Here is a 24,119-nt window from a genome sequence, read left to right on the forward strand (position 1 = left end):
CGGATTCCGTGCCGACCGCTCCGTTGAGCCCGCGGACTGCCGAAATCTACGCTCGCAGGCGACCCGCGAAAAGAGGAACCCATGGGAATCCAGAGGATCGAATCGGTCACCTACGGTGTCGAGGACCTCGACGAATGCGTCCGTTTCTTCGACGACTTCGGGCTGTTCCCGCTGGAGCGGACCGACGAGCACGCCGTCTTCGAGACCCTCACCGGGCAGACCCTCCACCTGGACACCCGCCCCGGCCCGCTGCTGCCGCCCCCGGTGGAGCCCGGCCCCACCCTGCGCGAGGTCGTGTGGGGTGTCGACACCCCCGAGGAGCTGGAGCGGCTGGTGGCCGCCGTCGCCAAGGACCGCGAGGTCCGCGAGAGCGCCGACGGCGTCCACCACACCGTCGACGAGACCGGCTTCGGTGTCGGTCTGACCCGGGCCCGCCCGAAGCCGGCCCCCGTCACGCCCCGACCCGCCAACGCGCTCGGCAACGTCAACCGCTGGAACACCGCCCTGGACGCCATCGAGCGGGTCCGACCACTGCGGATGTGCCACGTGGCCCTGAACATACCGAAGCCGGGCAAGGACGAGGCCGTCGCCTTCTACACCGACCTCCTCGGCTTCCGGCCCACCGACGTCGTCGAGCCCATGGGCGTGTTCATGCAGGCCCCGGGCGACCAGGACCAGCACACCATGCTGCTGTGCCACCGGCCCGACAAGGCCGGGATCAACCACATCGCGTACGAGGTGCCGGGCTTCGACGACGTGATCGAGGGTGGCAATCACATGATCGAGCACGGCTGGCGGGAGGCCCGCCGGCTCGGCCGCCACACCATCGGCTCCAACGTCTTCCGCTTCCTGCACGCCCCGTGCGGCGGCCGCGTCGAGTACGCCGCCGACATGGACCGGGTCGACGACAGCTACGAGACCCGCGTCCACGAGACGACCCCGCCGCACCACATCTGGGCCCTGCGCACCAACCGCGACAACGAAGCCTCTTGAGAGGGCACCCACCCATGACGACCGACCACGGCCACCCCGCCGTCCGCATGTACATAGCGGGCGAGTGGTGCCAGGGCGGAACCGGACGCACCGCCCCCATCGTGAACCCCGCCACCGAGGAGGTGATCGGAGAAGTCCCCCTCGCCACCACCGCCGACCTCGACCGCGCCCTCCAGGCCGCCGACCAGGGCTTCCGCACCTGGCGCAACACGTCCGTCGCCAAGCGCACCCAGATCCTGCACGCCGCCGCCGACCTGCTCACCGAGCGCGCCGGCGAGGTGGGCCGGATCATGACCCAGGAGCAGGGCAAGCCCCTGGTCGAGGCCACCGGCGAGGCCCGCCGCGTCGCCGACACCCTGCGCTGGCACATCGAGGACGCCCGGCGCGCGTACGGCCGTATCATCCCCTCGGCCCCCGGCACCGTACTCACCGTGCGCCGCGAACCCGTCGGCCCCGTCGCCGCGTTCGTGCCGTGGAACTTCCCGGCCGGCGGCCCCATGCGCAAGATCTCCTCCGCGCTGAGCGCGGGCTGCTCGATCGTCATCAAGGCCTCCGAGGAGACCCCGGCGACGGCCGCGGCGCTGGTCGCCTGCTTCGCGGACGCGGGGCTGCCGGCGGGCGTCCTCAACCTCGTCTTCGGCGAGCCCGCCGAGGTCTCCGCCCACCTCATCGCCTCCCCGGTCACGCGCCTGATCGCCTTCACCGGCTCGGTCCCCGTCGGCAAGCTACTGGCCGCCGAGGCGGGCAAGGTCATGAAGCCGACGCTGATGGAACTCGGCGGCCACGCCCCGGTGATCGTGTGCGAGGACGCCGATGCCGCCATGGCCGCCCGACGCGCCGCGCAGGCTAAGTTCGTGAACGCCGGACAGGTGTGCACCTCGCCCAGTCGTCTCCTGGTCCACGAGAGCCTGGTCGAGGAGTTCACGGCCGAGTTCGTGAAGGCCGCCGAGGCGGTGGTCGTGGGCGACGGACTGGCCGAGGGCACGCAGATGGGCCCGCTGGCCAACGAGCGCCGCCTCGACGCGATGATCCGCCTGACCGGGGACGCGGTCGCCAAGGGCGCCAAGGTCCTCACCGGCGGCGAACGCCCGGACCGTCCCGGGTACTTCTTCGCGCCGACCGTCCTGACCGACGTACCGGCGGACGCCGACCTCCTGCACGAGGAGCCCTTCGGGCCGATCGCCCCCATCCTCCCCTTCAGCGACCTCGACGAGGCACTGAGGACCGCGAACGAACTGCCGTACGGACTCGCCGCGTACGGCTTCACCCGGTCCGCCGCGACCGCCGAGCGGCTGGCGGGCGAGCTGGAGGCCGGGATCCTCTCCCTCAACCACTGCGGCGGCTCGGTGCACGAGGCGCCGTCGGGCGGGGTGAAGGAGAGCGGTTACGGCCGTGAGGGCGGGCCCGAGGCTTTGGACGCCTACCTCGTCACCAAGCGCGTCTCCCACCTGCTGGTGCCATGAGGTACGCGCGCGTCCGGGTCGACGGCCGCCCGGTGTGGGGGCTGGTGGGGGAGGAGGACGTCGAGCTGCTGTCCGGGTCCCCCATCGAGGGCGAACCGGACGTCGTCGGCGCGGTCGCCCGCTCGACCGCCGTATGGCTGCCGCCCGTCGTGCCGCCCGTCTTCTACGCGGTCGGTATGAACTACCCGCGGCACATCGCCCACGCCGGCGTCGAGACCCCCGCCCGGCCCGAGATCGGCTACCGGGCCAACAACGCCCTCACCGGGCACGGCTCGCCGATCGTCAAGCCCGCCGAGGTCGAGGGCCGCTTCGAGGCAGAACCCGAACTCGTCGCCGTCATCGGCCGTACGCTGCGGCACGCCACCCACGAGGAGGCGCGGGGGGCCGTCTTCGGCTGGACGATCGGCAACGACGTCAGCGCTCGCACCTGGCAGCACAGCGACCGCACCTTCTGGCGCAGCAAGAACAGCGACACGTTCAAGCCGATGGGGCCCTGGATCGAGACCGACGTCGACGCCCTCGCCCAGACGACGACCATGCGGGTCAACGGCGAGATCCGCGCCCAATTCCCCACCGGCGACATGGTGTTCGACCCCTTCGACTACCTCGTCCAGATGACCAGACACCTCACCGTGCACCCCGGCGACGTGCTGTGGATGGGCGCCGAGTCCGTCTGCCGGATCGAGCCCGGCGACACCGTGGACGTCGAGATCAGCGGCATCGGCGTGCTGTCCAACCCCGTACAACTCGAAGGGAATCAGCCATGAGCAAGGAACCCCGCTACATCCACCACGTCAACTTCCCCACCACCGACCCCGACCGCACCGCCGAGTGGTACACCAAGGTCTTCGGGATGAAGCGGATCATGCCCAAGTCCAACACCCGCGTGGTGCTGATGACCCGGGGCAACTTCGACCTGCACTTCACCCCGGTCGAGGAGATGGAGCGCATGGCGCCCTACCACTTCGCCGTCGAGGTCGACGACTGGGACGAGTTCCTCGCCCACCTCACTGAGCTGGGCATCCGCCACACCCGGCCGATCGAGCGCCCCGAGAACCAGTCCAAGTTCTGCTACATCCACGACCCCGACCACACCATGATCGAGCTCGTCTACCACGGTCGCCGCCCCAACTAATCCTGCGCGTATGGGAGTTCATTCTTATGCCCATTGCCGACTCCGACGGCACCTCCATCTACTACGAGCGCCACGGCAGCGGTCCGGCGATCCTGTTCGTGCACGGCAGCGGCGGCCACCACGCCGCCTGGTGGCAACAAGTGGCCGCACTGCGCGAGGAGTTCACGGTCTTCACCGTCGACCTGCGCGGCTTCGGCAAATCCGACTCGTCCATGGACGAGTTCGACGGCCAGGACTTCCCCGGTGACGTCGTCGCCGTCCTCGACCAGGAGGACATCACCGACGCGATGCTCGTCGGCCAGTCCATCGGCTCGGTCGCCGCCCTGCGCGCCGGACTTCTGCGCCCCCACCGCGTCTCCTCCGTCGTCCTCGGTCACTCCCTCGGCGGCATCAGCCACCCCGAGCTGAGGGAACTGGCCGCCGCCGACCGCGCCGAGGCCGTCAAGCTGCCCGTCATCGACCGGCTGCTGACCAAGGAGTTCCAGACCGGCCGCGCCGACCTCACCTTCCTGTTCCAGCAGATGGGCACGTTCAACGTCGCCAGGATGCAGGACCTGCGCAACCTCGACACCGACGGCCCCAGCCTGGAGGAGATCCAGGCCTCCGGCGTCAAGGTCGCCTTCCTGGCCGGCGAGAAGGACGCGGTGCTCAGCGTGAAGACCGTGACCCGCGCCCACGAACTCCTCCCCGACTCGCACCTGGAGATCGTCGAGGGCGCCCCGCACTCCATGTACTGGGAGACACCGGACAAGTACAACGCGGCGGTCGCCCGCCTGCGCCGCACCCTCACCGCACCGAAGGAAGCCGCATGACCAGCCTCACCCTGGACGCCGCCGAGGAGATCATCGACGCCGCCCACAAGCGCGCTCAGGCCATCGGCAAGGCGGTGAGCGTCGCGGTCGTGGACGCCGGCGGCTTCCCGATCGCCATCCGCCGCCCCGACGGCGCCCGTCCGCTCACCCCCGACATCGCCCGCGCCAAGGCCTACACCGCGGCCATCATGCAGCGTCCAGGCAAGATGCTGAAGAAGTGGCAGGAGAGCCAGCCGGTCTTCTTCTCCCAGCTCTCCCAGCTGCCCGGCGCGGCCCTGCCGATCATGGCCACCGAGGGCAGCGTCACCATCAAGAAGGACGGCGAGATCATCGGCGGCCTCGGCATCGCCGGTGGCACCGCGGACGAGGACCAGCAGATCGCCGAGGAGGTCCTGCGGTCCCTCGGCTACGAACTTGAGTTCGCCGCCTGGGGCGTTTCCGGCAAGCCTTCAGACAAGGACGCGTGAGCCATGGCGGACACCTTCAACTACCGCATCGACCACCACGGCAGCCTGGTCCGCCCGAACGACCTCGCGACCGTCGGCGTGGAACAGGCGGTCCAGGACGCGGTCGCCTACCAGCGCAAGCTGCGCTCGACCGTGGTGACCGACGGCGACTTCCCCCGTGAGGACTTCCGCAGCGCGGTCTTCGGCGCTGTGTCGGGCTTCCGCCGTACGGACGAGGTAGGCCCCGACGGCCTGACCCGCTGGGTCGCCGAGTCGTTGCCCAAGGCCAACGGCCCGCTCGTCGCGGACTGGGCGGAGCGGCTCGCCTCGCTGACGGTGATCGCGCCGAAGGTCTCGCTGCCGTCGCCGGCGTACCTCGCGGCCACTGCCTACCAGGAGGGCCTCGGCCCGTCCTCCGCCCGCGAGTTGGGCGAGGCCCTGGCCGAGATCATCCGGGCCGAGATCGAGCTGCTGGTCTCCAAGGGCGTACGCCTGATCCAGCTCAACAACCCACTGCTGCTGGACACCGCGACAGGCGCCTTGTCCTTCGAGGACGCGCTGGCCGTCGACGCCCTGGCGGTGCGCCTGGACGAACGCCCCGAGGCCGTACGGATCGCGATGTCACCGGGCTGGACGGCCCCCACCACCGTCGACCCGGCCCGTGCCGAGCAGCTCTACGCCGGAATCCCGGCCGACCGCTGGATCCTCCCCTTCGACCAGGGCACCGCGGCCGAACTGGCCCTGGTCAGGGCGCTGCCGGAGGACCGCGACTTCTGCCTGGGCGTGGTGGACGCGACCACGCCCGAGCTGGAGGACATCGACACGGTGATGGAACGCCTGGACGCGGTGGGCGAGTTCAAAGACCTGGAGGACGGCGCCGTATCCCCGTCGAGGGGTTTCGCGGACGTGGCGAACAGGCCCCTGCTGACCGCCGAGGCCCAGCGCAAGAAGCTGGTGTTGGTCGAGACGATCGCCCGTTACGTCTGGGGCAACGAGTTCTGAGGTCAAGGGGCCGGGCTTGCCCGGCCCCCTTCTCGGCTCAGAGTGACTCGGCGAAGGTCACAGAGCGATCCGTGAGCAACGGCCACACGGTCTCCACGATCAACTCCCTGAAGTGGTCGGCGGCCTTGTGCGCCTCGAACCCGTCCTGGTCCGCGTACTGCTCGTACAGCACGAAGCTGCCCTGCTCGCCGACCTCCGCGTGCACCTCGTAGGCCAGATTCGCCGGCTCCGCACGCGTGTGCTCCCGCACCTTCAGCAGCGCGGCACGCACCGTGGCCTCGTCGGCGGGGTCGCAGTGGTAACGGGCGATGACTGTGTAGGCCATCGGTGTCCTCCTCGTGATCTCGGGTCCGCCGATTCCAACACGGATCATGCGCCCGCCGACCCGCGCACGGCGCAACCAATGCCTGCTGCCACGGGGCTGGTGGCACTGCCCCCACCTGGTGTGTTGTCGCAGTCCGCACCCCTGTGGCCGTAAAAGGAAGTGACCCCCGCATGCGAACCCTGGAAACCCTCTCCGGCGGCGAGTGGGTGGCGACCGGCGAGTGGATCGACGTCCACGACCCGGCCGACGTCCGTGTCCCCGTCGCCCGTGTCCCCGCCCTCGCCGCCAAGGACGTCACCCGGGCCTACGACCACGCCGAGCGCGGCTTCGGCGTCTGGAAGCGCACCAGCCCCTTCGAACGGTCCCGGGTCTTCTCCGAGGCGGCCCGGCTGATCCGGGAGCGGGTCGAGGAGATCGCCGCGGACGTCACCGCGGAGAACGGCAAGACGCTGACCGAGGCGACCGGCGAGACGCTGAAGGCGGCCGACTTCCTGGAGTACTACGCCGGTCTCGCCCGCCAGGGCTACGGCACCCTCCTGCACGACGTACGCCCCAACCACCGTACGCACACCCAGCGTGAGCCGATCGGCGTGATCCTGGTGATCAGCCCCTGGAACGACCCGCTGATCACCCCGGCCCGCAAGCTGGCCCCGCTGCTCGCCGCCGGCAACGCGGCCGTGTTCAAGCCGGCCACCGAGACACCCTTGTCGGGCCTGCACTTCGCGCGCGCCCTGCACGACGCGGGCCTGCCGGCCGGTGTCCTCAACGTCGTCACGGGCCGTACCGCCGAGATCGAGGAGGCGCTCCTCGACGACCCGCGCATCGTCGGCATCACCTTCACCGGCTCCAACGAGGTCGGCAACCGCATCCGCCGCCGTCTCGCCGACCGCAACGTCCGCTTCCAGGGCGAGCTCGGCGGCAAGAACGCGTCCGTCGTCCTGCGCGACGCCCATCTGCCGGCCGCCGCCAAGGCCGTCGTCGCCGCCTCCTTCGGCCAGGCCGGACAGCGCTGCACCGCCACCAGCCGCGTCATCGTCGAGCGGCCGGTGTACGACGAGTTCACCCGGCTGCTGGTCGCCGAGGTCGAGGCGCTCAGGATCGGCCCGGGCAGCGACCCGGCGACCACGCTCTGCCCGCTGTCCAGCCCCAAGCAGCGCGACTCCGTCCTCGCCGACATCGACAAGGCGCTCGCGCAGGGCGCCACCGTTCTCACCGGCGGTACGGCGGACACCGAGGGCGAGCGGGAGCACGGCTGCTACGTCCGGCCCACCGTGCTCGCCGGCATCACCCCCGAGACGGCGATCTGGCGCGAGGAGGTCTTCGGGCCGGTCATCGCGCTCCTCGCCGTCGAGGACTTCGCGACCGCCGTGGAGGCGGTCAACGACTCGGACTTCGGTCTCGCCGCCGCCGTGTTCACCCGCGACCTGGCCAGCGCGTACCGCTTCGCCGACGAGGCCGAGTGCGGTCAGATCGCCATCAACACGACCACCCCCGGCTGGGACGTCCACCTGCCCTTCGGCGGCTTCCGCGACTCCGGTACGGGCTACAAGGAACAGGGCGAGGAAGTCCTGAAGTTCTCCACCCGGGTCAAGACCGTCGCCATCAGCCTCGGGGAGGCCGTGCGTGGCTGACGAGACCGTCGGCATCGTCGGCGCCGGCATCGTGGGCCTGGCCACGGCCCGCGAGATCGCCCTCAGCCGCCCCGGCACCCGGGTCGTGGTCTTCGAGAAGGAGAAGGAGGTCTCCCTCCACCAGACCGGCCACAACTCGGGCGTCGTGCACGCCGGCATCTACTACAAGCCCGGCAGCCTGAAGGCCGACCTGACGGTCCGGGGCGTCTCGCTCCTGCGTGAGTACTGCGCGGACCGCGAACTGCCGTACCGGGAGATCGGCAAGCTCGTCGTGGCCGTGCGCGAGGACGAACTCGGCCGGATGAACGACCTCTACGAGCGTGCCCGCAACAACCACGTGCCCGACCTGAGGAAGATCTCCCGGGCCGAGATCAGGGAGATCGAGCCGAACGCGGGAGGATTCGCGGCCCTGCACTCCCCGCGCACCGCGATCACCGACTACCCGGCGATCGCCCGGGCCTTCGCGAAGGACGTCGTCGACTCCGGGGGCGAGGTGCGGCTGGGCTTCCCGGTCACCTCGCTGACCAATGTGCCGGGCGGCATCGAGGTCGCCTCCGGGCAGGAGAGGGTCCGGGTGGACCGGCTCATCCTGTGCGCCGGCCTCCAGTCGGACGTGGTCGCCGGGCTCGCGCAGGACAAGCGAGAGCCGCGCATCGTCCCGTTCCGGGGCGAGTACATGCTGCTCAGGCCCGAGCGGACGAACTTGGTCCGCGGCCTCATCTACCCGGTGCCGGACCCCCGCTACCCCTTCCTCGGCGTGCACTTCACCCCCCGCGTGGACGGCTCCGTCGAAGTCGGCCCCAACGCGGTCCTGGCCATGGCCAGGGAGGGCTACACCCGCACCCGGGTCTCGCCCAGGGACCTCCTCGGCCTCGCCGCCTACCCGGGCGCCTGGAAGATGGCGGCCCAGCACTGGCGTACCGGAATCAAGGAGTACCGCGGCTCCTTCTTCGCGACGGCCTTCATGAAGGACGCCAAGCTGTACGTGCCCGGCGTCTCCGTGCGGGACGTCGTACGCGGCGGAGCCGGCGTCCGCGCCCAGGCGCTGGACCGAGACGGCACCCTCGTGGACGACTTCCGCATCCATCAGGTCGGCCGCGTCACCGCCGTACGCAACGCCCCCTCGCCCGCCGCGACCGCCTCGATGGCGATCGCCGAACACATCGTCGAAGCCGTGTTCCGAAACCCCGCCGAAATCTGAGAGTTCCCTGCGTACGACGCACTTTCTGGTTGCGCTCCCGGGGGCTCCGCAAGCGCTCACCGCCCGCCTAGCGTTCCTTCCGCACCACCCCACCGCCCCGCTCTACGGAAAGAGTTGAAGACATGTTCGTCGTCGACACCCAGATCCACATCTGGAAGGAAGAGACCCCGGACCGCCCCTGGGTCCCCGGCGCGCGGGAGCGCATCCGTCTCAACGGCCACCGCGAGGACCCCTTCTCCTACGAGGAGGCCCTGGAGCTGATGGACGAGGCCGGCGTCAACCGGGCGCTGATCCTGCCGCCGTCCTGGGAGGGCGACCGCATCGACTACGCCCTGGAGGCCTGCGAGGCGCACCCCGACCGCTTCGGCATCATGGCCCGCATCCCGCAGAACAAGCCCGAAGAGGGCAAGGCGATGCTGAAGGACTTCGCGCAGAACCCGCATGTGAAGGGCACGCGCCTGACCTTCCATCGGCCGCAGGACCGCAACTGGATGATCGACGGCACCAACGACTGGTACTGGCCGATCGCCGAGGAACTGCGCATCCCGACGATGGTCCACGCCCCGATCTGGAAGCGCGAGCTCGGCCAGATCGCCGCCACGCACCCCGAGCTGAAGATCATCATCGACCACATGGGCATCATGGCCCGCTGCGTCGACGACGCGATCGGCTACTGGGTCCAGGAGACCGCCGACCTGCACGTCCACCCGAACATCTACGTGAAGGTCTCGGCCCTCCCCGGCTACTCCACCCAGCCCTTCCCGAACAACAACATCCAGAAGTACGTGCGCGAGATGGTCGACAGGATGGGCCCGCAGCGCTGCTTCTACGGCACCGACATCACCCGGCTGCTCGGGCACGGCATCACCTACACCGACACGATCGAGCAGTTCACCAAGCACTGGGACTTCACGCCCGAGGAGCTTGAATGGATCATGGGCCGGGGTATCTCCGAGGTCCTGAACTGGCCGATCGAGGGCTGAGGAAGCACGAGAGATGACCGACACGCGCAACACTCCGGGCGCCGACGGCGGCGACGCTCTCGTAACCGCCTTCAACGCCGTCGGCGCCGACTACATCTTCTGCTCGTCGGGCTCCGAGTGGGCCCCCGTGTGGGAGTCCCTGGCCCGACGCCACCGGGACGGCCTGCCCTGCCCCGAGTACCTCGACCTCACCCACGAGACCGTCGCGGTCGGCATGGCCACGGGCTACGGACTCATCAGGCGCCGCCCCCAGGGCGTCCTGCTGCACGCGGCCCCCGGTCTGCTGCAGGGCTCCATGGCGGTGCACGGCGCGCTCCTGGCCGGCGTTCCGATGGTGGTCTCCTCGTCCGAGTCCACCACGTACGGCGACGGGCCGGGCCAGGACCCGGGCGGCCAGTGGTACCGAAACCTGTCCATCGTGGGCGGCCCGCACCAGGTGGCGCAGCCCTTCACCAAGTGGTCCACCGAGGCCGCCAGCGTCCACACGCTGCCGACCATGGTGGCGCGGGCGGCGGAGCTGGCCTGGCGGGCGCCCGCCGGACCGGCGTACCTCAACATCCCGCTGGAGATCCTCCTGGAGGACTGGGACGGCCGCGAGGCCAAGCCCATCGTGGCGCCCGGCTCCACGCACAGCTCACCCGAGGAGGTCGACCCCGTCGCCCAGCTGATCCGCGAGGCTGTCAACCCGGTGATCGTCACGGAGACGGCGGGCCGCGAGGCGGGCGGCTTCGAGGCTCTCGTCGCCTTCGCGGAGGCCTGGAACATCCCGGTCGTCGAGCCCGACTCCGCGGTGTGCGGCAACTTCCCCCGCACGCACCCCCTGCACGCCGGCAGCGACATCGGCCCGTGGATGGACGAGGCGGACCTGATCCTCCTGGTCAACTGCCGCGCGCCCTTCTACCCGCCCTCCCGCCGCCCGTCCAGGGCGAAGGTCGTGGTCGTCGACGAGGTGCCGCAACGACCGCATGTGGTCTACCAAGTGCTGTTCGCCGACCGGTACCTGGAGGGGAACGTCGCCAACACCCTGCGCCAGCTGACGAAGCGGGCGAAGGACCTCGACGAGACCGCGGTCGCTTCTCGCCGTACCGCCCAAGAGGCGCGGCACGCCCAGGAGTCGGCCGCGATCGCCGCCGCCGAGGCCAAGGCGGCCGACGCGGAGGGCATCGACCCCGTCCTCGTCGCCGCGACCCTGCGCAAGCTCCTCGACGGCAAGGACGGCATCGTCGTCGACGAGACGATCACCCACAGCCGCGTGGTGAAGCGGCACGTCCAGACCGCCGACCCCGACTCGTACTTCTACGTGCAGGGCGGCCTCGGCCAGGGCATCGCGGTCGCGCTCGGCGTCAAACTCGCCGCGAAGGAGCGTCCGGTGGTGCTCACGATCGGCGACGGCGCCTTCACCTACAACCCGGTCATCCCGTCGTACGACGCATCGAAGGCGTACGAACTCCCGCTGCTGATCGTGGTGTTCAACAACCGCGTCTACAAGTCGATGAACCTCAACCACCGGCGCTTCTACCCCGAGGGAGCGGCGGCCGAGACGGGGGAGTGGCTCGGCACCGACCTGCACCGCCTACCCCGACTGGCCGCCTTCGCCGAGCCGTTCGACATGCACACCGAGACCGTCGACACCCGGGAGGCGCTCGCGCCCGCGCTGGAGCGCGCCCTCAAGGCCGTGGCCGAGGGAACCACCGCCGTCGTCGACGTCCTCGTCACCCGCTGATCCAGGAGACCCCATGTCCACCACACCCCCCAAGAAGGTCCTGGTCCCCGCCGAGGACCTGCGCACCTTCTCCGCCGCGCTCCTCGAAAAGGGCGGCCTGAGCCCCGAGCACGCCGCCACCACCGCCGACGTGTTCGTCTGGGCCGCGCTGCGGGGCGTCGACTCGCACGGCATCGCCCGGGTCCCCGCCTACCTGGAGCTGCTGGCCAAGGGTGTCGCCAACGCCGGCGCCGACATCGAGGTCGAGTCGACCACCCCGGCCGCCGCGGTGATCGACGCCGACCGCGCCCCCGGCCCCGTCGCCCTGACCGCCGCCGCCGACGAGGCCGTACGACGGGCCCGCGAGACCGGGATCGCCTCCGTGGGTGTACGGCGGACCGTGCACACCGGCGCCATCGGGTACTACGTCTCCCGGATCGCCGAACAGGGCCTGGTCGGCATCGGCTTCGTGGCCGGCATGCCCAACATGGGCTACACCGGCGTCAAGGGCGCCGCGGTCGCCACCAGCCCCCTCGCCATCGCCGTACCGGCCCGCGACCACGCCCCGCTGCTCCTCGACATGGCCACTGCCACCATCGCCCTCGGCAAGATCCGCCAGGCGAAGGCGAGCGGCACCCCGCTGCCCGAGGGTGCCGCAGCGACGGGGGACGGCACCCCGACCACCGACCCGGAGCGGGCGGTCATGCCGTTGCCGCTGGGCGGCGTCAAGGGATCGGGCATGTCACTGGCATTCGAGCTGCTGACGAGCGTGCTGGTCGGCGCGCCGATCTTCTCGTCCTTCCACTCCGACGACCCGGCCGGCCGCAAGCACCGCCAGAACGCCCTGCTCATCGCCGTGGACCCGGCCGCCTTCGGCGACCCCGACGTCTTCAGCGCGGACGTCGACACCACGCTGAGCACCCTCAAGGGCCTGCCGGTGGCGGACGGGGTGGACGGGGTGCACTACCCGGGCGAGCGCAGCGCGGCCGTGGCGGCGGAGCGCGGGGAGCGGGGCATCCCCGTGGCGCCGAAAGCACGGCGCGAACTGGCGGACTACGCCGACAAGTTCGGGATTGCGCTGCCGGAGAGCCTTGCTTAGTCAGGCGTCGGGACGGCCGACTGTGCCGCGGTCTTGTGCGCCGCCTGTGCGGGCTCCGCGGCGGGCGGGATCGGCCGCCCTGCTCGCCGGTCTGCCGCACAGCCGGCCGCCGGTCGTCGTCACCGCGCTCACGGTCCCGGACGTCGGGTGAGCGGGGCTCGCACTCGGCGCCGTCCACCTGGTTCGCAGCGGGCCGGCCGGGCCGCTGCGGGTCAAGGTCGTGGCCCGTACGTCCATGAGGACGACGTCCGGCCGGGTGCGCCGCGCCGCTTCCACGGCCTGCCGTCCGTCGGCGGCCTCGGTGACGACGGTGATGCCGGGCATGGTGTGCAGCAGGGTGCGGAACGCCATCCGCGCCAGCGCCTGGTCATCGGCGAGCAGTATCGAGACGTCATCGCGGCGCCCCCGCCCGTGTCCGGCCCGCCTCGGGCTCGGACAGCCGCAGTCGGTCCCGCACCGACCAGCCGTCGGCGCCCGGACCGGCCTGGAATTCACCTTCGCACAGGGCGACCCGCTCGCGGATGCCGGTTAGTCCGTTACCGCGTCCCGCACGCCGGCCCGGCCGCCGTGCTCGTCCCGGCCGTCGTCCAGCACCGGCCGGCGACAACCGCCGCCCAGGAAGCATGAACACAGCCCGGGGGCCAAGTGCTCGCGCACTTGGCCCCCAGACCACGCGAAGGCAGCTCGCATCGCCAGGCGAAGGACTGTCGGATCTCCTTCTCATGCGAATCGCGGAGGAAGAGATCCTCGGCTCGGTGATGACCAGCTTGCCGGCCACCACGGAGGTGAGGTTACGTGAGGCTGTAGCCGGTGAGGCCGTTGATCCAGGCGACCATGGCGTCGGCGTCCTGGTTCACGGCGTGGCCGCCGTCCCAGTACAGGTAGGAGTTGACGTCGTCGCCCAGCCCGGCGAGCCTGGCGGCGAGATTGAGGACGATGTTGTGTGAGGTGTTGGTGTCGAGCGATCCGGTACGCAGCCACCAGTGCCGGGAGCGGCGGGGGTTGCGCTGGCCGAGGAAGTGCATCGGGTTCATCATCTTGATCTTTTCGGGCAGGTCGGTGTCGAGCTGCGCCTTGTCGTCGTCGGTGGCGGTGCGGAGGCTGTAGAGCGTGAAGTGGCGGGCGTTGGTGGTCGCGTTGCCGAATTCCTGGTTCTCGAAGGCGCTCATGTCCAGGGCGTCGAAGGACGGGACGCTCTTCGACCGGTGGCCGATGTGGGACAGGAAGCCGTCCCAGCTGAAGGTGGCCTTTCCGTCGGACCAGGTGATGAAGGTGTTGGCGGCGAGGTACGCCGCGCGGTCGGCGGCCGACAGCGCGGCGAGATACGCGGTGGCCGAGGGCTGGAGGTAGATCTTGACCATGTAGTCGGCGTAGTTGTCGGCGGTGAGCCGGCCGAAGCCGTTGACGCCCCGCAGGTGCATCGAGCGGAGGTATCCGGCGTAGGCCTCCGTCAGCTGCGTGGAGTAGGTCTGGTCGACGAGGGAGCCGCTGGCCAAGGGGAGCGTGCCGAACATCCACTCGTACGCCATGTCGGCGTGGTCGAGGTCGGTGATGGGCGAGTAGGCCGCGGTGGCGAAGACGGCGTCGCTCTCGTCGGCCGCGCCGATCTCCTTGAGGTAGGAGTGGTACAGCGGGCTGTCGCCGGAGGCGCCGAGCAGTGAGGACAGCGCCGCGCCGGCGCTGCCGCCGCCGGAGACGATCCAGTCGGTGTTGCCCGGGATGCGGTGCTTGTTGAAGCGCAGGTAGCGCACCGCGGCCTTGAGGTCCACGATGCAGGCCGGCGCCTTGCCGTAGTAGGTGCCGTCGGAGGTCACGTTGTCCCGGCCCCGGACACCTGGCTCCACCACGACCCAGCCGTTCGCCAGCGCGTACAGGGCGTTGTTCTGACGCGCGGTGGCCCCCTGGCCCGCGCCGTTGCCGCCGCCCGCGCCGCCGCCGGCCCCACCCCCGCCACCGATGATCGGGCCGGTGTAGCCGACGCCGGTCGCGCTCGACATGCTGGAGGAGGAGTACCCGCCCATGATGTTGGCCAGCATGATGGGCGCGCGGGAGGCATCCACCGCCTTGCCGTCGATCTCGACGGGGACGCTGAGGTTCAGGCTCTGGTACGACGCGTCGACCGGCTTCGCCGTGTAGGTGATGCCCTTGTAGAAGTGGTACGTGACCGAATGGTCGCCGCTGCCGGTGGTGATGGTGGTCGTCAGGACCGAATAGCCGCCTTTGTCGAACACCAGCGATACCGGCTCGCTCGGGGAAGACGTCGAGGACGACGCGGTGGCTGCGGCCGGCGCGGCGGCCGACAGGGTGGTGACGGCCGGGACCGCTGCCGCGGCGGCTATCCCGGAGATGACAGTCCTGCGCTTCATGGTCGGCAAGGCCCTTCTCGGTCGGCGGCTCCCCTTGGCGCTCCATGGCTGCTCGACAGGTGACGCCGGGTCCGATGCGACCGACCGTTGCTTCGTTGCGGGTGTGATTCCGGCGTTCACGGTAAGAATCTGTTGCCAATAACGTCAACGATTTCGCTGTTATTTTGAGTCGTTTCTCAGCTTCCCTCGGATGCGGCCCTTCGCAAGCCGAGGTGACGGGGCGTCACGTCGGCACCGACAGGCAGGAGCTGACGGGTTCATGTCTCGGTTCCTGCCCCTCAGCGTTCCTGGTCAGGCCGAGTTGATGACGACGCACTTCACCTGGGTCCAGTCCTCCAGGTAGTCCGGGCCCATGGAGCGGCCGAAGCCGCTGTGCTTGTATCCGCCGAAGGGGGCGCCGATCGCTCCGGCGGGTCCGCCGTCGCCGAGGGTGTTGACGGCGATCTGCCCGGCCTGGACCCGCCGGGCCAGACGTACGGCGCGGCCGACGTCCTGGGTCCAGACGGTGGCGGTGAGGCCGTAGCGGGTGCCGTTGGCGATGGCGACGGCCTCCTCCTCGTCCTCGTAGGTGAGCACCGACAGCACCGGGCCGAAGATCTCCTCCTGGGCGATGCGCATGCCGGGGGTGACACGGTCGAAGAGGGTGGGCTCGACGAAGTAGCCGTCGTTGTACGGCTCGCCGGTCAACTTGCCGCCGCCGACGACCACTTCCGCGCCTTCCTCCCGTCCGATGGCCAGGTAGTCCAGCACCCGTTGCTCCTGCCTCGCGTTGATAAGGGGACCCATGTCGACCGGCTGGTCCCACAGCCCGACGCGCACGGCGCGGAAGGCGTCGGCGACCTCGGAGACGAGGCGGTCGTGGAGGGAGGTGTGGACCAGGACGCGGGAACCGGCGGCGCAGACCTGGCCGCTGTTCATCACGATGCTGCGGACGATCGCCGGTACGGCCTTGCTCAAGTCGGCGTCCGGCAGGACGATCTGAGGCGACTTGCCGCCCAACTCCAGTTGCAGAGGTATGAGGTTGCGGGCGCAGGCCTCCATCACGGCGGTGCCGGTGGCGGGGGAGCCGGTGAAGCTGATCTTGCGGATGCCGGGGTGCGCGGGCAGGGCGGCGCCCGCCTCGGAGCCGTATCCGGTGACGACGTTGAGGACACCGGGCGGGATGCCCGCCTCCTGGGCGAGCCGGGCCAGGTACAGCGCCGTGAGCGGGGCGTCCTCGGCGGGCTTCAGGACCACAGTGTTGCCGGCGGCGACCGGGGCGGCGGTGTTGAACACGGTCATCGGGCCAGGCGCGTTCCACGGGATGATCGCGCCGACGACGCCGTACGGCTCGCGCAGGGTCAGGCCCAGCAGGTCGGGGGAGCGGGTGGGCAGGGTGTCGCCGAAGACCTTGTCGGCCTTGCCCGCGAGGTAGGTGAGGCGGGCGGCGATGGGGGAGGGGCCGACGGGGTGGCCGACCTCGATCGCCTCCAGGCGGTTGATGTCGTCGTCGTGCTTGCGCACCAACTCGGCCCAGCGATGGAGAAGTTCGCCGCGCACCGCGGGACTCGTGTCGCGCCAGGTCGGCAGCGCCTCCTCGGCGGCGCGTACGGCGTCGTCGACGTCCTCGGCGGTGCCGCGCGGGACGCGGGCGAGGACGGCACCGGTGGCTGGGTTGACGACGTCGAGGGTGGCCTTGGAGCGGGCCGGGACCCACTCGCCGCCGACGAGGTGTGTGCCGTCGGGCAGCAGTGCGGCGATGTCGAGCGGGACGGGGGCGGTGGTGGTCATTGTGCTCCTTGTGCGCGAAGTAGGAGGAGGGGCGGGAAGGACTCAGGCGGCCCCGGCCGACGCCCGACCGGGCAGAGCCGTGCCCGCCGCGATCTCTTCGTGACGGTGGCAGGCGACGGCGACCCCGTCGTGCTCCACGAGTTCGGGCTGGGCGGACCAGCAGGTCTCCTGGGAGAACGGGCAGCGGGGAGCGAAGGCGCAGCCCGCGCTGACGCGTCCCGCGGCCGTGGGGGCCGTGGCCGCGAGGCGCCGTTCGGCCTGGCGGCGGCGCTGCGTCACCGGGTCGGGGACCGGTGCCGCGGCAAGCAGGGCGCGGGTGTAGGGGTGGGACGGGTGGTCGGCGACCAGTGCCGCGGGTCCGCGCTCGACGACGCGGCCGGCGTAGAGGACGACGATGGTGTCGCTGAGGTAGCGCACCACGGCCAGGTCGTGCGAGATGAACAGATAGCTGAGGTCGCGTGTGCGCTTGAGGCGAACCAGGAGGTTGAGGACCTGGGCCTGGACCGACAGGTCGAGCGCGCTGACGGCCTCGTCGCAGACGATGAAGCCGGGCTCCATGACCAACGCCCGTGCGATGGCGATGCGTTGACGCTGGCCGCCGGAGAATGCCGCCGGGTAGCGGTGGGCGGCGCCGGGCGGCAGACCGACGTCGTCGAGGGCACGCTGGACCCGCTGACGGATCTCGTCCGGTGGCAGGCCCAGGTTGTAGCGCAGTGCCTCGGCGAGGGTGTCGCCCACGGTGTGCGCCGGGTTCATGGAGCCGTACGGGTCCTGGAAGACCACCTGCATACGGCGGGCCAGCAGCCGTCGGTCGGCACGCGAGCCGTGGGTGATGTCGGCGCCGTCGAACTCGACGCTGCCGCCGGTCGCCGGCACCAGCCCCAGCACCGCGGAGCCGATGGTCGACTTGCCGGAGCCGGACTCGCCGACCAGACCGACGGTCTCGCCGCGCCCCACGGTCAGGTCGACACCGCGTACGGCGTGGACGTCGCCGCCGCGCAGCCGGGAACGGTGGTAGGTGACGTCGAGCCCGCGCACCCGGAGGAGATCGTTGACTGCCTGAGTGGTCCGGTCACTCATGTGTTCCTCCTCCGATCAGCTCCAGCGGGCGGATGCACCGCGTCGACCGTTCCAGCTCGACGAGATGGGAGATCACGACGGGTTTCTCCTTGCAGGCGTCGGTCACCCGTGGGCAGCGGTTCTGGAAGTGACAGCCGACGGGCCACTGGGTCGGGGGCGGTACGGCGCCCTCGACGGCGGGCAGCGGCCGGCCGGGCAGGGCGTGGTGGGGGTCGGACCCCAGCAGTCCGGCCGTGTAGGGGTGGGCGGGGGCCGTGACCAGCGCGGTGACCTCGGCCTCCTCGACGACCTCGCCGGCGTACATCACCACGGCCCTGTCGCACAGGTCGGCCAGTACACCCCAGTCGTGGGTGATGAGGACGACGGCCGTGCCCCCCGCCTGGAGTTCGCGCAGCAGGTCGAGGATTTCGGCCTGCACGGTCACATCGAGCGCGGTGGTCGGCTCGTCGGCGATCACCAGGGCTGGGTCGCCCGCCAACGCGGCCGCGATACCGACGCGTTGGGCCATCCCACCCGACAACTGGTGGGGGTGGCTGCCGGCCACCCGGGCGGGATCGGGCAGTCGTACCTTCGCGAAGAGCTCCAGTGCGCGCTGCCGTGCCTGCTTGCGGGAGCAGCCGGTGTGCAGGCGCACGATCTCGGCGACCTGGGCGCCGGCGGTGAAGGACGGGTCGAGACTGGAGACGGGGTCCTGGGAGATCCATCCGATACGGCGTCCGCGCACCTTGCGCAGGGTCGCCGCGTCCGCCCGGGCGAGGTCGGCGCCCTCGAAGGCGATGGTGCCCGCCGAGATCTCGCCGCCCGCGGGCAGCATGCCCAGGAGGGAGGTGGCGGTGATCGTCTTGCCGCAGCCGGTCTCACCGACGATGCCCAGCACCTCACCGGCCCGCAGGTCGAACGACACGTCCCGGATGACCTCGGTGGCCGTGCCCTCGATGCGCAGGGACACCGTCAGACCCCGCACGGACAACAAGGCGCCGGCGTCGGGCTCCTCGATCACCCGCGGGGTGTCGGAGGCCTTGGCCCGCACCGGCTCGGGCGAGGCTCCGCGGGGTCGCCCCATACGGCGGGAGGGCGGCTTGTCGGCCGGGGGCGCGTACCGTTCGGCGAGGGTGTCGCGCAGGCCGTCGCTGAGCAGGCCGAGTGCCAGGATGAAGCTGATGATCATGAAGCCGGAGGGCACCAGGAGCCACGGATCCGTGCCGATGTTCTTGGACGCCTCGGCGATCATGCTGCCCCAGCTGGCCTCCGTGGTGCCCACACCGAGGAAGCCCAGGCCCGTCTCCAGCAGCACGGCGTACGCGCCGTACACGGAGGCCTGGACGAGGACGACACCGGTGACACGCGGCAGGACGTGCCGGCGGATGATCACCCGGTCGCTGATGCCGCTCGCGACGGCGGCGCGGACGTAGAGCTCCTCCTTCACGCCGAGCGTGGCCGAGCGGACCACCCGGGCCAGCAGGGGCGCGCCGAGGAGGCCGTTGGCGGCCATGGCGGCGCTCTCGTTGTTGGTGAAGACCGCGAGGACCACCAGCAGGACGATGATGACGGGGACGGCGGAGATCAGGTCGGCGCTCTTGAGGACGAGCCGGTCGAACCAACCGCCCCGGTAGCCCGCGATCATTCCGGCCGGCACGCCGAGCGTCAGATAGACGGCCAGGGTGATGACCACGCCGAGGAGGGTGATCTGGCCGCCGTGCATCAGCCGGCTCAGAATGTCCCGGCCCAACTCGCCGGTACCGAGCCAGTGTTGGCCGCCGGGCGTGGCCAGTGCGGCGGTGAGGTCCTGCTCGTCGGGGTCGTACGGGGCGAGAGGGCCGGCGAGGAGGGTGACCAGGACGACGAGGAGGAGGTAGCCGGCGGAGACGGCCGCGGTGGGCTTGCGGAGCAGCCGGGCGGCGAAGCCGCGTCGCGCGGCGCTCCGCCGGGGACCCTCCCGCCCGCTCTCGGGCCCCTTCTGACGGGCGATCGTCGGGGCCTTCATGTCCGCACCTTCGGGTTGAGCATCGTGTACACCACTTCGATCAGCAGGTTGATCAGCATCACGGTGACCGTGAAGACGAGGGCGACGCCCTGCACCATCGGGATGTCCTGCGTCTGCGCGGCGGTGACGGCCAGGCCGCCCAGTCCGGGCATGACGAACAGGGTCTCGGCGAGCACGGTGCCGCCGAACAGCGTCACCACGACCACGCCGAGCACGGTGACGATCGGGGCGGCCGCGTTGCGCAGCACGTGCCGGAAGATCACCGACCGCTCCGGGACGCCCCGCGCCCGCAGCACCCGGACGTATTCGCGGTCGAGCTGGGTGAGCACACCGTCGCGGGTCTGCTTGGCGACCGGCGCGGTGGCGGGGACCCCGAGGGTCAGCACCGGCAGCACCAGCGACTCGAACCACTGCAGCGGCGACTCGGTCAAGGGCACGTATCCCGAGACGGGGAAGAGCGGCAGCTGCACGGCGAACGCGGTCATCAGCACCAGGCCGAACCAGAAGTTCGGCACCGCGAGGCCGACGAGGGAGATGCCGTCCACGGCCCGCCCGAGCCAGCCGCCCTTCAGGGCGCTGAACACACCGAGCGCGACTCCCGCCACGGCGGCCACGAGGATGGCGCCGCCGATGAGTGAGAGGGTGACACCGAGGCGTGAGGTGAGCTGGTCGCTCACCGGCACGCCGGAGGTGATGGAGTCGCCGAGGTCGCCGTGCAGGGCGGCGGTCAGCCAGTCCCAGTAGCGGACCGGCAGCGAGTGGTCGAGGCCGAGCTGGGCGTCAAGTGCCTTGACTTGGGCGGGACTTGCGTTGGCGCCGAGGATGGTGCGGCCGGGGTCGCCCGGGACCAGGCTGGTCAGGACGAAGGTCAGGACCGTGACCCCGAACACCACGGGGACAGCGCCGATCAGCCAGCGGAAGAGGATCCTGTGCATCTCACCTCACTCCTTTCTTGGACCGGGCGGCCCCCGGCGTCGGGTGGGGGCCGCCCGGGGCGCTTACTTGGTGGCGTAGAAGGCCAGCGGGCTGGCGAAGGGCGCGCCCGCGCTGACCTTCACGCCGCCGATGCCGGGGCGGACGTAGTAGTTGACGGGGGTGAACGCGACCGGGGCGAACCAGGCGTTCTTCACCAGGTACTCCTGCATCTGCCGGTCGAGGTCGGCCCGCTTGTCCGGTGCGGCGGCGGCCGCCTCGTCGAAGAGCTTGGTCAGCTCGGGCGAGGTGGTGCCGAAGCCGTTGAAGACCTTCGAGCCGGGCATGAACAGGTCCAGGCCCTCCAGATACATCGGCTCCTCGGTGAAGCCGCCCGAGACGGCCGGGTACTTGTGGTTGGTCTGGTTCTCCACGAAGGAGGTGATGCTGGTGACCGCGGTGACCTTCACCTTGATGCCGACCTTGGACAGCTGGCCGGCGATCGCCTCGGCCATGGTGTCGAAGCCGACGAACGTGGCGGCCAGCACGGGCAGTTCGAAGCCGTCCGCGTAACCGGCCTCTTTCAGCAGCTGCTTCGCCTTGGTGGGGTTGTAGGGGTAGTGGTCCGCCATGTCCTCGGAGTAGCCGTCGCCGCCCTTGATGACGGTCTGCGTCGTCGGTGTGCCGCTGGAGCCCAGCAGCGCCTTGGTGACCGCCTCGCGGTCGATGGCGTAGTTGATCGCCTGGCGGACCCGGACGTCACCGAGCGGCTTGGACACCTCGCCCTCGCGGTCGATGAGGCTCAGGCCTTGCAGGATCACCGGGAGACCGACGGTGGACATGCCGGCGGACTTCGCCGACGCGGCGGACGTGTAGTCGCCCTTGTAGACGTCGATCTGGCCGGTCTTCATGGCGTTGACCGCGGTCTGGCCGTTCTGCACGATCCGGATCACGATCTTCTTGTAGTGCTGCTTGGACTTGTCGTAGTAGTTCGGGTTGGCCGTGTACGTGTAGTGGTCGCCGGCCACGCTGTCGGACGGCTCGTAGATGTAGGGGCCGGCGCCCTGGCTGGTCTTGGTCGGCGTCAGGCTCGACGCGCTCGCCAAGCCCTTGGGGCTGATGATCTGGCCGATGCCGTACGACTGGGTCAGCAGCGTGGGCAGGATCGGGTTGGGCTCGGCCAGCTTGATGGTCAGCGCCAGCGGGCCCGTGGCGGTGATGGTCGCGTCGGTGAGGTAGTGGGCCTGGTTGCCCTGGGCCTTCTTCGCGTACTCCAGCGACGCCTTGACCGCGTCGGCGGTCACCGCCGTTCCGTCCGCGAACTTCACCCCGGAGCGCAGTGTGACCGACAGCTCCGTGTTGCCGGTGCCCACGTACTTCCAGGACTTGGCCAGCGCCGGTTCCACCTTGCCCTCGGGGGAGAGGTAGAACAGCGACTCGTACGACAGCATCGTGAAGTCGACGAACCCGAGGTCGAGGCTGCCCGGGTTCATGGTGGGCGGCGCCTGCTGCTCGGCGACGGTCAGGGTGTCGCCCGGCACCGCCTTGCCCGTGCTCTGGGCGCCCGCGGTGCCCTTGCCTCCGCCGCAGGCGGCCAGAGTCAGAGAGAGCGCGGCGCACAGGGCGGCCAGGGCGGTGCGGCGTGTTCTCGTGGTGGGCCGGTGAGGGGTGTGGTCAAAGGTGCGCATGTCTTCTCCTTGCGCCACGGGAGGTCCGCCACCGTGACGGAGGCCGGAGGGCGGGCAGCTGGATGTGATGAGGGGAATGCGCACGCCCCGGGCGCGGGCGAGGCTGCTCGCAAGGCCCGGGTGGTGTCCGGAAACGTGGACACCTGCGCATGGTCACGGAAGGGTGCGAGTCGGCCGACTGAGGGCCGGGAGGGAAGGAGGGGCGGTTGCGTCGCGGGGGACCACCGTGCGGGCACGGCCGGAGACGGGCCGTGGGACACGGGTGGGCTTCGGGAATGAGCGGCGACGAACCGGAGGTGCTCCCGCTGCTCGCGAGGATTCGGGCTCAGGTGCTGCGGTGGTGCGGGCTCGCCGGGGGCTGGCCGGCGAACCGGGGCATGGGCGTCCCGCTGCCGCGGTGCGGATGAGACGCGCTCGGCCCAGTGCTGTAACCCTGCTGAAACGACGCCCTGCTGTCCAGATTCCGTACCGGGCGAATGGGGCGACGGACGCGCAAGGTAAGCATGCGGGTCATGATGTGGTGCGTGGGTCGCGTCCTGTGGTAGGCGCGGGCGTCATAGACACGCCTGGCCGGGGCGGCGCGCTTGACCTGCCGACGAGCGGGCGGCTGCTGGTGGTCACGAGGTCGATCCTGGGGGCCTCCGGTGAGTGGACGAAGGCCCGTGCGGGCCGGGCCCGCAGGGGTTCAGCCCAGCAGACCGTGCAATGACTCCGCCGTCGTGCGGACGAGGCCGACCCAGCTCAGGAGGGTCTCGCGTGATTCAAGGAAGGTGATCGTCGAGACGTTGACCGCGCCGATGACCGCGCCCTTGGCGTCGCGGACGGGTACGGCGAGACAGCGTACGCCGAGTTCGTTCTCCTCGTCGTCCAGCGCGAAACCCTGCTCGCGCACTGTGGCGAGTTCCGCGCGCAGTGCGGCGAGATCCGTGAGGGAGTTCTCCGTGCGGGGCGGCAGGCCCAGTCTGCCGACCAGTGAGGTGAGTTGTGCGTCGTCGAGGCCGGCCAGGACGCACTTGCCGATCGCGGTGGTGTGCAGCGAGAGCTGCATCCCGACGCGGGTGGAGTCCTGCACCGGGTTCGGGCCGGCCACCTTGACCAGCAGGGTGACCGCGTCGCCGGTGCGCACGCCCATGTGCACGGTGTGGCCGATGCGCCGGCCCAGCACCTCCAGCTCGGCGCGCATCACCTGGTCCTCCTCGCAGCCCTGGGTGATGCGGGCGGCGAGTGCGCGGACCCGCGGGCCGGGGCCGTAGCCGCCGGAGCCGTCGGAGGCCAGGAAACCGGTCGTCACCAGGTTCTGGAGGATGCGGTGCGCGCTGGCCTTGGGCACCCCGGCGGTGGCGGCGATGTCGCCCAGCCGGTGCGGATAGCCGGGCGCCGACGCCGCCTCCAGCAGGTTGAGGGCCTTGTCGGTGGCGTTGCCCGCGACGGAACTGCGCCCTCCGCGGTCGCCGGTCTGTGAGTCCTCTGAAGTTTCGATCCCGGGCATTGACAGGCTCCCGTCGCAGGGTTTCACTGATGAGCGTT

The 24,119-nt window shown here is 70.6% G+C and carries 22 protein-coding genes; 13 read left to right on the forward strand and 9 right to left on the reverse strand.

Features of this window, described 5'->3' with window-relative positions; genetic code table 11:
• Nucleotides 1–81: 81 nt before the first annotated feature.
• Genes OG852_RS45170 through OG852_RS45200 form a run of 7 tightly spaced genes read left to right on the forward strand, consistent with a single transcriptional unit; the run spans nucleotide 82 to nucleotide 5,851 of the window.
• Complete coding sequence (locus OG852_RS45170; RefSeq protein ID WP_133916988.1) at nucleotides 82–993, forward strand: VOC family protein; 912 nt, start codon at nucleotides 82–84, stop codon at nucleotides 991–993.
• Between the two features lie 14 nt (nucleotides 994–1,007).
• Entirely contained in the window at nucleotides 1,008–2,456 is a 1,449-nt protein-coding gene (locus OG852_RS45175; protein WP_330350956.1) for an NAD-dependent succinate-semialdehyde dehydrogenase, read from the forward strand.
• Nucleotides 2,453–3,223 (forward strand): fumarylacetoacetate hydrolase family protein, encoded by a 771-nt coding sequence (locus OG852_RS45180; RefSeq protein ID WP_330350957.1) that lies wholly within the window; start codon nucleotides 2,453–2,455, stop codon nucleotides 3,221–3,223. Before OG852_RS45175 ends, OG852_RS45180 begins: the two co-directional genes overlap by 4 nt.
• Nucleotides 3,220–3,591: a VOC family protein gene (locus OG852_RS45185; protein ID WP_133916991.1), complete on the forward strand. Its 372-nt coding sequence runs from the start codon at nucleotides 3,220–3,222 to the stop codon at nucleotides 3,589–3,591. The genes OG852_RS45180 and OG852_RS45185 overlap by 4 nt, the downstream gene beginning before the upstream one ends.
• Nucleotides 3,592–3,617: 26 nt before the next feature.
• Nucleotides 3,618–4,403: an alpha/beta fold hydrolase gene (locus tag OG852_RS45190; RefSeq protein WP_330350958.1), complete on the forward strand. Its 786-nt coding sequence runs from the start codon at nucleotides 3,618–3,620 to the stop codon at nucleotides 4,401–4,403.
• Nucleotides 4,400–4,870, forward strand: coding sequence for a GlcG/HbpS family heme-binding protein (locus tag OG852_RS45195; RefSeq protein WP_133916993.1), 471 nt, complete (start codon nucleotides 4,400–4,402; stop codon nucleotides 4,868–4,870). Before OG852_RS45190 ends, OG852_RS45195 begins: the two co-directional genes overlap by 4 nt.
• 3 nt (nucleotides 4,871–4,873) lie before the next feature.
• Nucleotides 4,874–5,851, forward strand: coding sequence for a methionine synthase II (cobalamin-independent)-like protein (locus OG852_RS45200; protein ID WP_330350959.1), 978 nt, complete (start codon nucleotides 4,874–4,876; stop codon nucleotides 5,849–5,851).
• A 37-nt stretch (nucleotides 5,852–5,888) separates the two neighbouring features.
• On the opposite strand, the gene OG852_RS45205 is transcribed toward OG852_RS45200, so the two are convergent.
• On the reverse strand, nucleotides 5,889–6,176 hold the full coding sequence (locus OG852_RS45205; RefSeq protein WP_330350960.1) for a putative quinol monooxygenase: 288 nt from the start codon (nucleotides 6,174–6,176) through the stop codon (nucleotides 5,889–5,891).
• Nucleotides 6,177–6,346: 170 nt separating this feature from the next.
• On the opposite strand from OG852_RS45205, the gene OG852_RS45210 reads away from it, so the two are divergent.
• The 5 genes from OG852_RS45210 to OG852_RS45230 all read left to right on the forward strand — a co-directional run bounded on the left by OG852_RS45210 (nucleotide 6,347) and on the right by OG852_RS45230 (nucleotide 12,792).
• The gene (locus tag OG852_RS45210) at nucleotides 6,347–7,807 is read left to right on the forward strand and encodes an aldehyde dehydrogenase family protein (protein ID WP_133916996.1); all 1,461 of its coding nucleotides are present in this window, start codon (nucleotides 6,347–6,349) and stop codon (nucleotides 7,805–7,807) included.
• A complete protein-coding gene (gene lhgO / locus OG852_RS45215; protein WP_330350961.1) occupies nucleotides 7,800–9,008 on the forward strand; it encodes an L-2-hydroxyglutarate oxidase in 1,209 nt (402 codons plus the stop codon). Before OG852_RS45210 ends, lhgO begins: the two co-directional genes overlap by 8 nt.
• A gap of 122 nt (nucleotides 9,009–9,130) precedes the next feature.
• A complete protein-coding gene (locus tag OG852_RS45220; RefSeq protein WP_330350962.1) occupies nucleotides 9,131–9,991 on the forward strand; it encodes an amidohydrolase family protein in 861 nt (286 codons plus the stop codon).
• Between the two features lie 13 nt (nucleotides 9,992–10,004).
• Nucleotides 10,005–11,714, forward strand: coding sequence for a thiamine pyrophosphate-dependent enzyme (locus tag OG852_RS45225; protein ID WP_330350963.1), 1,710 nt, complete (start codon nucleotides 10,005–10,007; stop codon nucleotides 11,712–11,714).
• Between the two features lie 13 nt (nucleotides 11,715–11,727).
• Complete coding sequence (locus OG852_RS45230; RefSeq protein ID WP_330350964.1) at nucleotides 11,728–12,792, forward strand: Ldh family oxidoreductase; 1,065 nt, start codon at nucleotides 11,728–11,730, stop codon at nucleotides 12,790–12,792.
• On the opposite strand, the gene OG852_RS51100 is transcribed toward OG852_RS45230, so the two are convergent.
• From OG852_RS51100 to OG852_RS45265, 7 genes are all read right to left on the reverse strand, one after another.
• Nucleotides 12,793–13,287: a response regulator gene (locus OG852_RS51100; protein ID WP_443064625.1), complete on the reverse strand. Its 495-nt coding sequence runs from the start codon at nucleotides 13,285–13,287 to the stop codon at nucleotides 12,793–12,795.
• Between the two features lie 296 nt (nucleotides 13,288–13,583).
• Nucleotides 13,584–15,158 carry a subtype B tannase gene (locus tag OG852_RS45240; protein WP_166663747.1) on the reverse strand — a complete coding sequence of 525 codons (1,575 nt, stop codon included), beginning with the start codon at nucleotides 15,156–15,158 and terminating at the stop codon, nucleotides 13,584–13,586.
• A 291-nt stretch (nucleotides 15,159–15,449) separates the two neighbouring features.
• Nucleotides 15,450–16,928 carry an aldehyde dehydrogenase family protein gene (locus tag OG852_RS45245; protein WP_133917001.1) on the reverse strand — a complete coding sequence of 493 codons (1,479 nt, stop codon included), beginning with the start codon at nucleotides 16,926–16,928 and terminating at the stop codon, nucleotides 15,450–15,452.
• A 42-nt stretch (nucleotides 16,929–16,970) separates the two neighbouring features.
• Complete coding sequence (locus OG852_RS45250; RefSeq protein WP_133917002.1) at nucleotides 16,971–18,008, reverse strand: oligopeptide/dipeptide ABC transporter ATP-binding protein; 1,038 nt, start codon at nucleotides 18,006–18,008, stop codon at nucleotides 16,971–16,973.
• Nucleotides 18,001–19,992 (reverse strand): dipeptide/oligopeptide/nickel ABC transporter permease/ATP-binding protein, encoded by a 1,992-nt coding sequence (locus tag OG852_RS45255; RefSeq protein ID WP_330350965.1) that lies wholly within the window; start codon nucleotides 19,990–19,992, stop codon nucleotides 18,001–18,003. The genes OG852_RS45250 and OG852_RS45255 overlap by 8 nt, the downstream gene beginning before the upstream one ends.
• Nucleotides 19,989–20,927, reverse strand: coding sequence for an ABC transporter permease (locus OG852_RS45260; protein ID WP_330350966.1), 939 nt, complete (start codon nucleotides 20,925–20,927; stop codon nucleotides 19,989–19,991). The genes OG852_RS45255 and OG852_RS45260 overlap by 4 nt, the downstream gene beginning before the upstream one ends.
• 63 nt (nucleotides 20,928–20,990) lie before the next feature.
• Nucleotides 20,991–22,592 (reverse strand): ABC transporter substrate-binding protein, encoded by a 1,602-nt coding sequence (locus OG852_RS45265; RefSeq protein WP_330350967.1) that lies wholly within the window; start codon nucleotides 22,590–22,592, stop codon nucleotides 20,991–20,993.
• 275 nt (nucleotides 22,593–22,867) lie between these two features.
• Here OG852_RS45265 and OG852_RS45270 point away from each other — a divergent pair, with 275 nt between their 5' ends.
• On the forward strand, nucleotides 22,868–22,999 hold the full coding sequence (locus OG852_RS45270; protein WP_330350968.1) for a hypothetical protein: 132 nt from the start codon (nucleotides 22,868–22,870) through the stop codon (nucleotides 22,997–22,999).
• A gap of 278 nt (nucleotides 23,000–23,277) precedes the next feature.
• On the opposite strand, the gene OG852_RS45275 is transcribed toward OG852_RS45270, so the two are convergent.
• The gene (locus OG852_RS45275; protein WP_166663748.1) at nucleotides 23,278–24,081 is read right to left on the reverse strand and encodes an IclR family transcriptional regulator; all 804 of its coding nucleotides are present in this window, start codon (nucleotides 24,079–24,081) and stop codon (nucleotides 23,278–23,280) included.
• Nucleotides 24,082–24,119 lie beyond the last annotated feature (38 nt).

The sequence above is a fragment of the Streptomyces sp. NBC_00582 genome, from assembly GCF_036345155.1.
Lineage (GTDB): Bacteria > Actinomycetota > Actinomycetes > Streptomycetales > Streptomycetaceae > Streptomyces.

What these genes read in the sequence shown, in the direction of transcription:
- OG852_RS45265 (WP_330350967.1), bottom strand. Translation starts at nt 22,592, where the DNA reads ATGCGCACCTTTGACCACACCCCTCACCGGCCCACCACGAGAACACGC.
- OG852_RS45180 (WP_330350957.1), top strand. Translation starts at nt 2,453, where the DNA reads ATGAGGTACGCGCGCGTCCGGGTCGACGGCCGCCCGGTGTGGGGGCTG.
- OG852_RS45240 (WP_166663747.1), bottom strand. Translation starts at nt 15,158, where the DNA reads ATGAAGCGCAGGACTGTCATCTCCGGGATAGCCGCCGCGGCAGCGGTC.
- OG852_RS45270 (WP_330350968.1), top strand. Translation starts at nt 22,868, where the DNA reads ATGAGCGGCGACGAACCGGAGGTGCTCCCGCTGCTCGCGAGGATTCGG.
- OG852_RS45210 (WP_133916996.1), top strand. Translation starts at nt 6,347, where the DNA reads ATGCGAACCCTGGAAACCCTCTCCGGCGGCGAGTGGGTGGCGACCGGC.
- OG852_RS45225 (WP_330350963.1), top strand. Translation starts at nt 10,005, where the DNA reads ATGACCGACACGCGCAACACTCCGGGCGCCGACGGCGGCGACGCTCTC.
- OG852_RS45205 (WP_330350960.1), bottom strand. Translation starts at nt 6,176, where the DNA reads ATGGCCTACACAGTCATCGCCCGTTACCACTGCGACCCCGCCGACGAG.
- OG852_RS45175 (WP_330350956.1), top strand. Translation starts at nt 1,008, where the DNA reads ATGACGACCGACCACGGCCACCCCGCCGTCCGCATGTACATAGCGGGC.
- OG852_RS45260 (WP_330350966.1), bottom strand. Translation starts at nt 20,927, where the DNA reads ATGCACAGGATCCTCTTCCGCTGGCTGATCGGCGCTGTCCCCGTGGTG.
- OG852_RS45230 (WP_330350964.1), top strand. Translation starts at nt 11,728, where the DNA reads ATGTCCACCACACCCCCCAAGAAGGTCCTGGTCCCCGCCGAGGACCTG.
- OG852_RS45275 (WP_166663748.1), bottom strand. Translation starts at nt 24,081, where the DNA reads ATGCCCGGGATCGAAACTTCAGAGGACTCACAGACCGGCGACCGCGGA.
- OG852_RS45255 (WP_330350965.1), bottom strand. Translation starts at nt 19,992, where the DNA reads ATGAAGGCCCCGACGATCGCCCGTCAGAAGGGGCCCGAGAGCGGGCGG.
- OG852_RS45195 (WP_133916993.1), top strand. Translation starts at nt 4,400, where the DNA reads ATGACCAGCCTCACCCTGGACGCCGCCGAGGAGATCATCGACGCCGCC.
- OG852_RS45200 (WP_330350959.1), top strand. Translation starts at nt 4,874, where the DNA reads ATGGCGGACACCTTCAACTACCGCATCGACCACCACGGCAGCCTGGTC.
- OG852_RS45185 (WP_133916991.1), top strand. Translation starts at nt 3,220, where the DNA reads ATGAGCAAGGAACCCCGCTACATCCACCACGTCAACTTCCCCACCACC.
- OG852_RS45190 (WP_330350958.1), top strand. Translation starts at nt 3,618, where the DNA reads ATGCCCATTGCCGACTCCGACGGCACCTCCATCTACTACGAGCGCCAC.
- OG852_RS45170 (WP_133916988.1), top strand. Translation starts at nt 82, where the DNA reads ATGGGAATCCAGAGGATCGAATCGGTCACCTACGGTGTCGAGGACCTC.
- OG852_RS45220 (WP_330350962.1), top strand. Translation starts at nt 9,131, where the DNA reads ATGTTCGTCGTCGACACCCAGATCCACATCTGGAAGGAAGAGACCCCG.
- OG852_RS45250 (WP_133917002.1), bottom strand. Translation starts at nt 18,008, where the DNA reads ATGAGTGACCGGACCACTCAGGCAGTCAACGATCTCCTCCGGGTGCGC.
- OG852_RS45245 (WP_133917001.1), bottom strand. Translation starts at nt 16,928, where the DNA reads ATGACCACCACCGCCCCCGTCCCGCTCGACATCGCCGCACTGCTGCCC.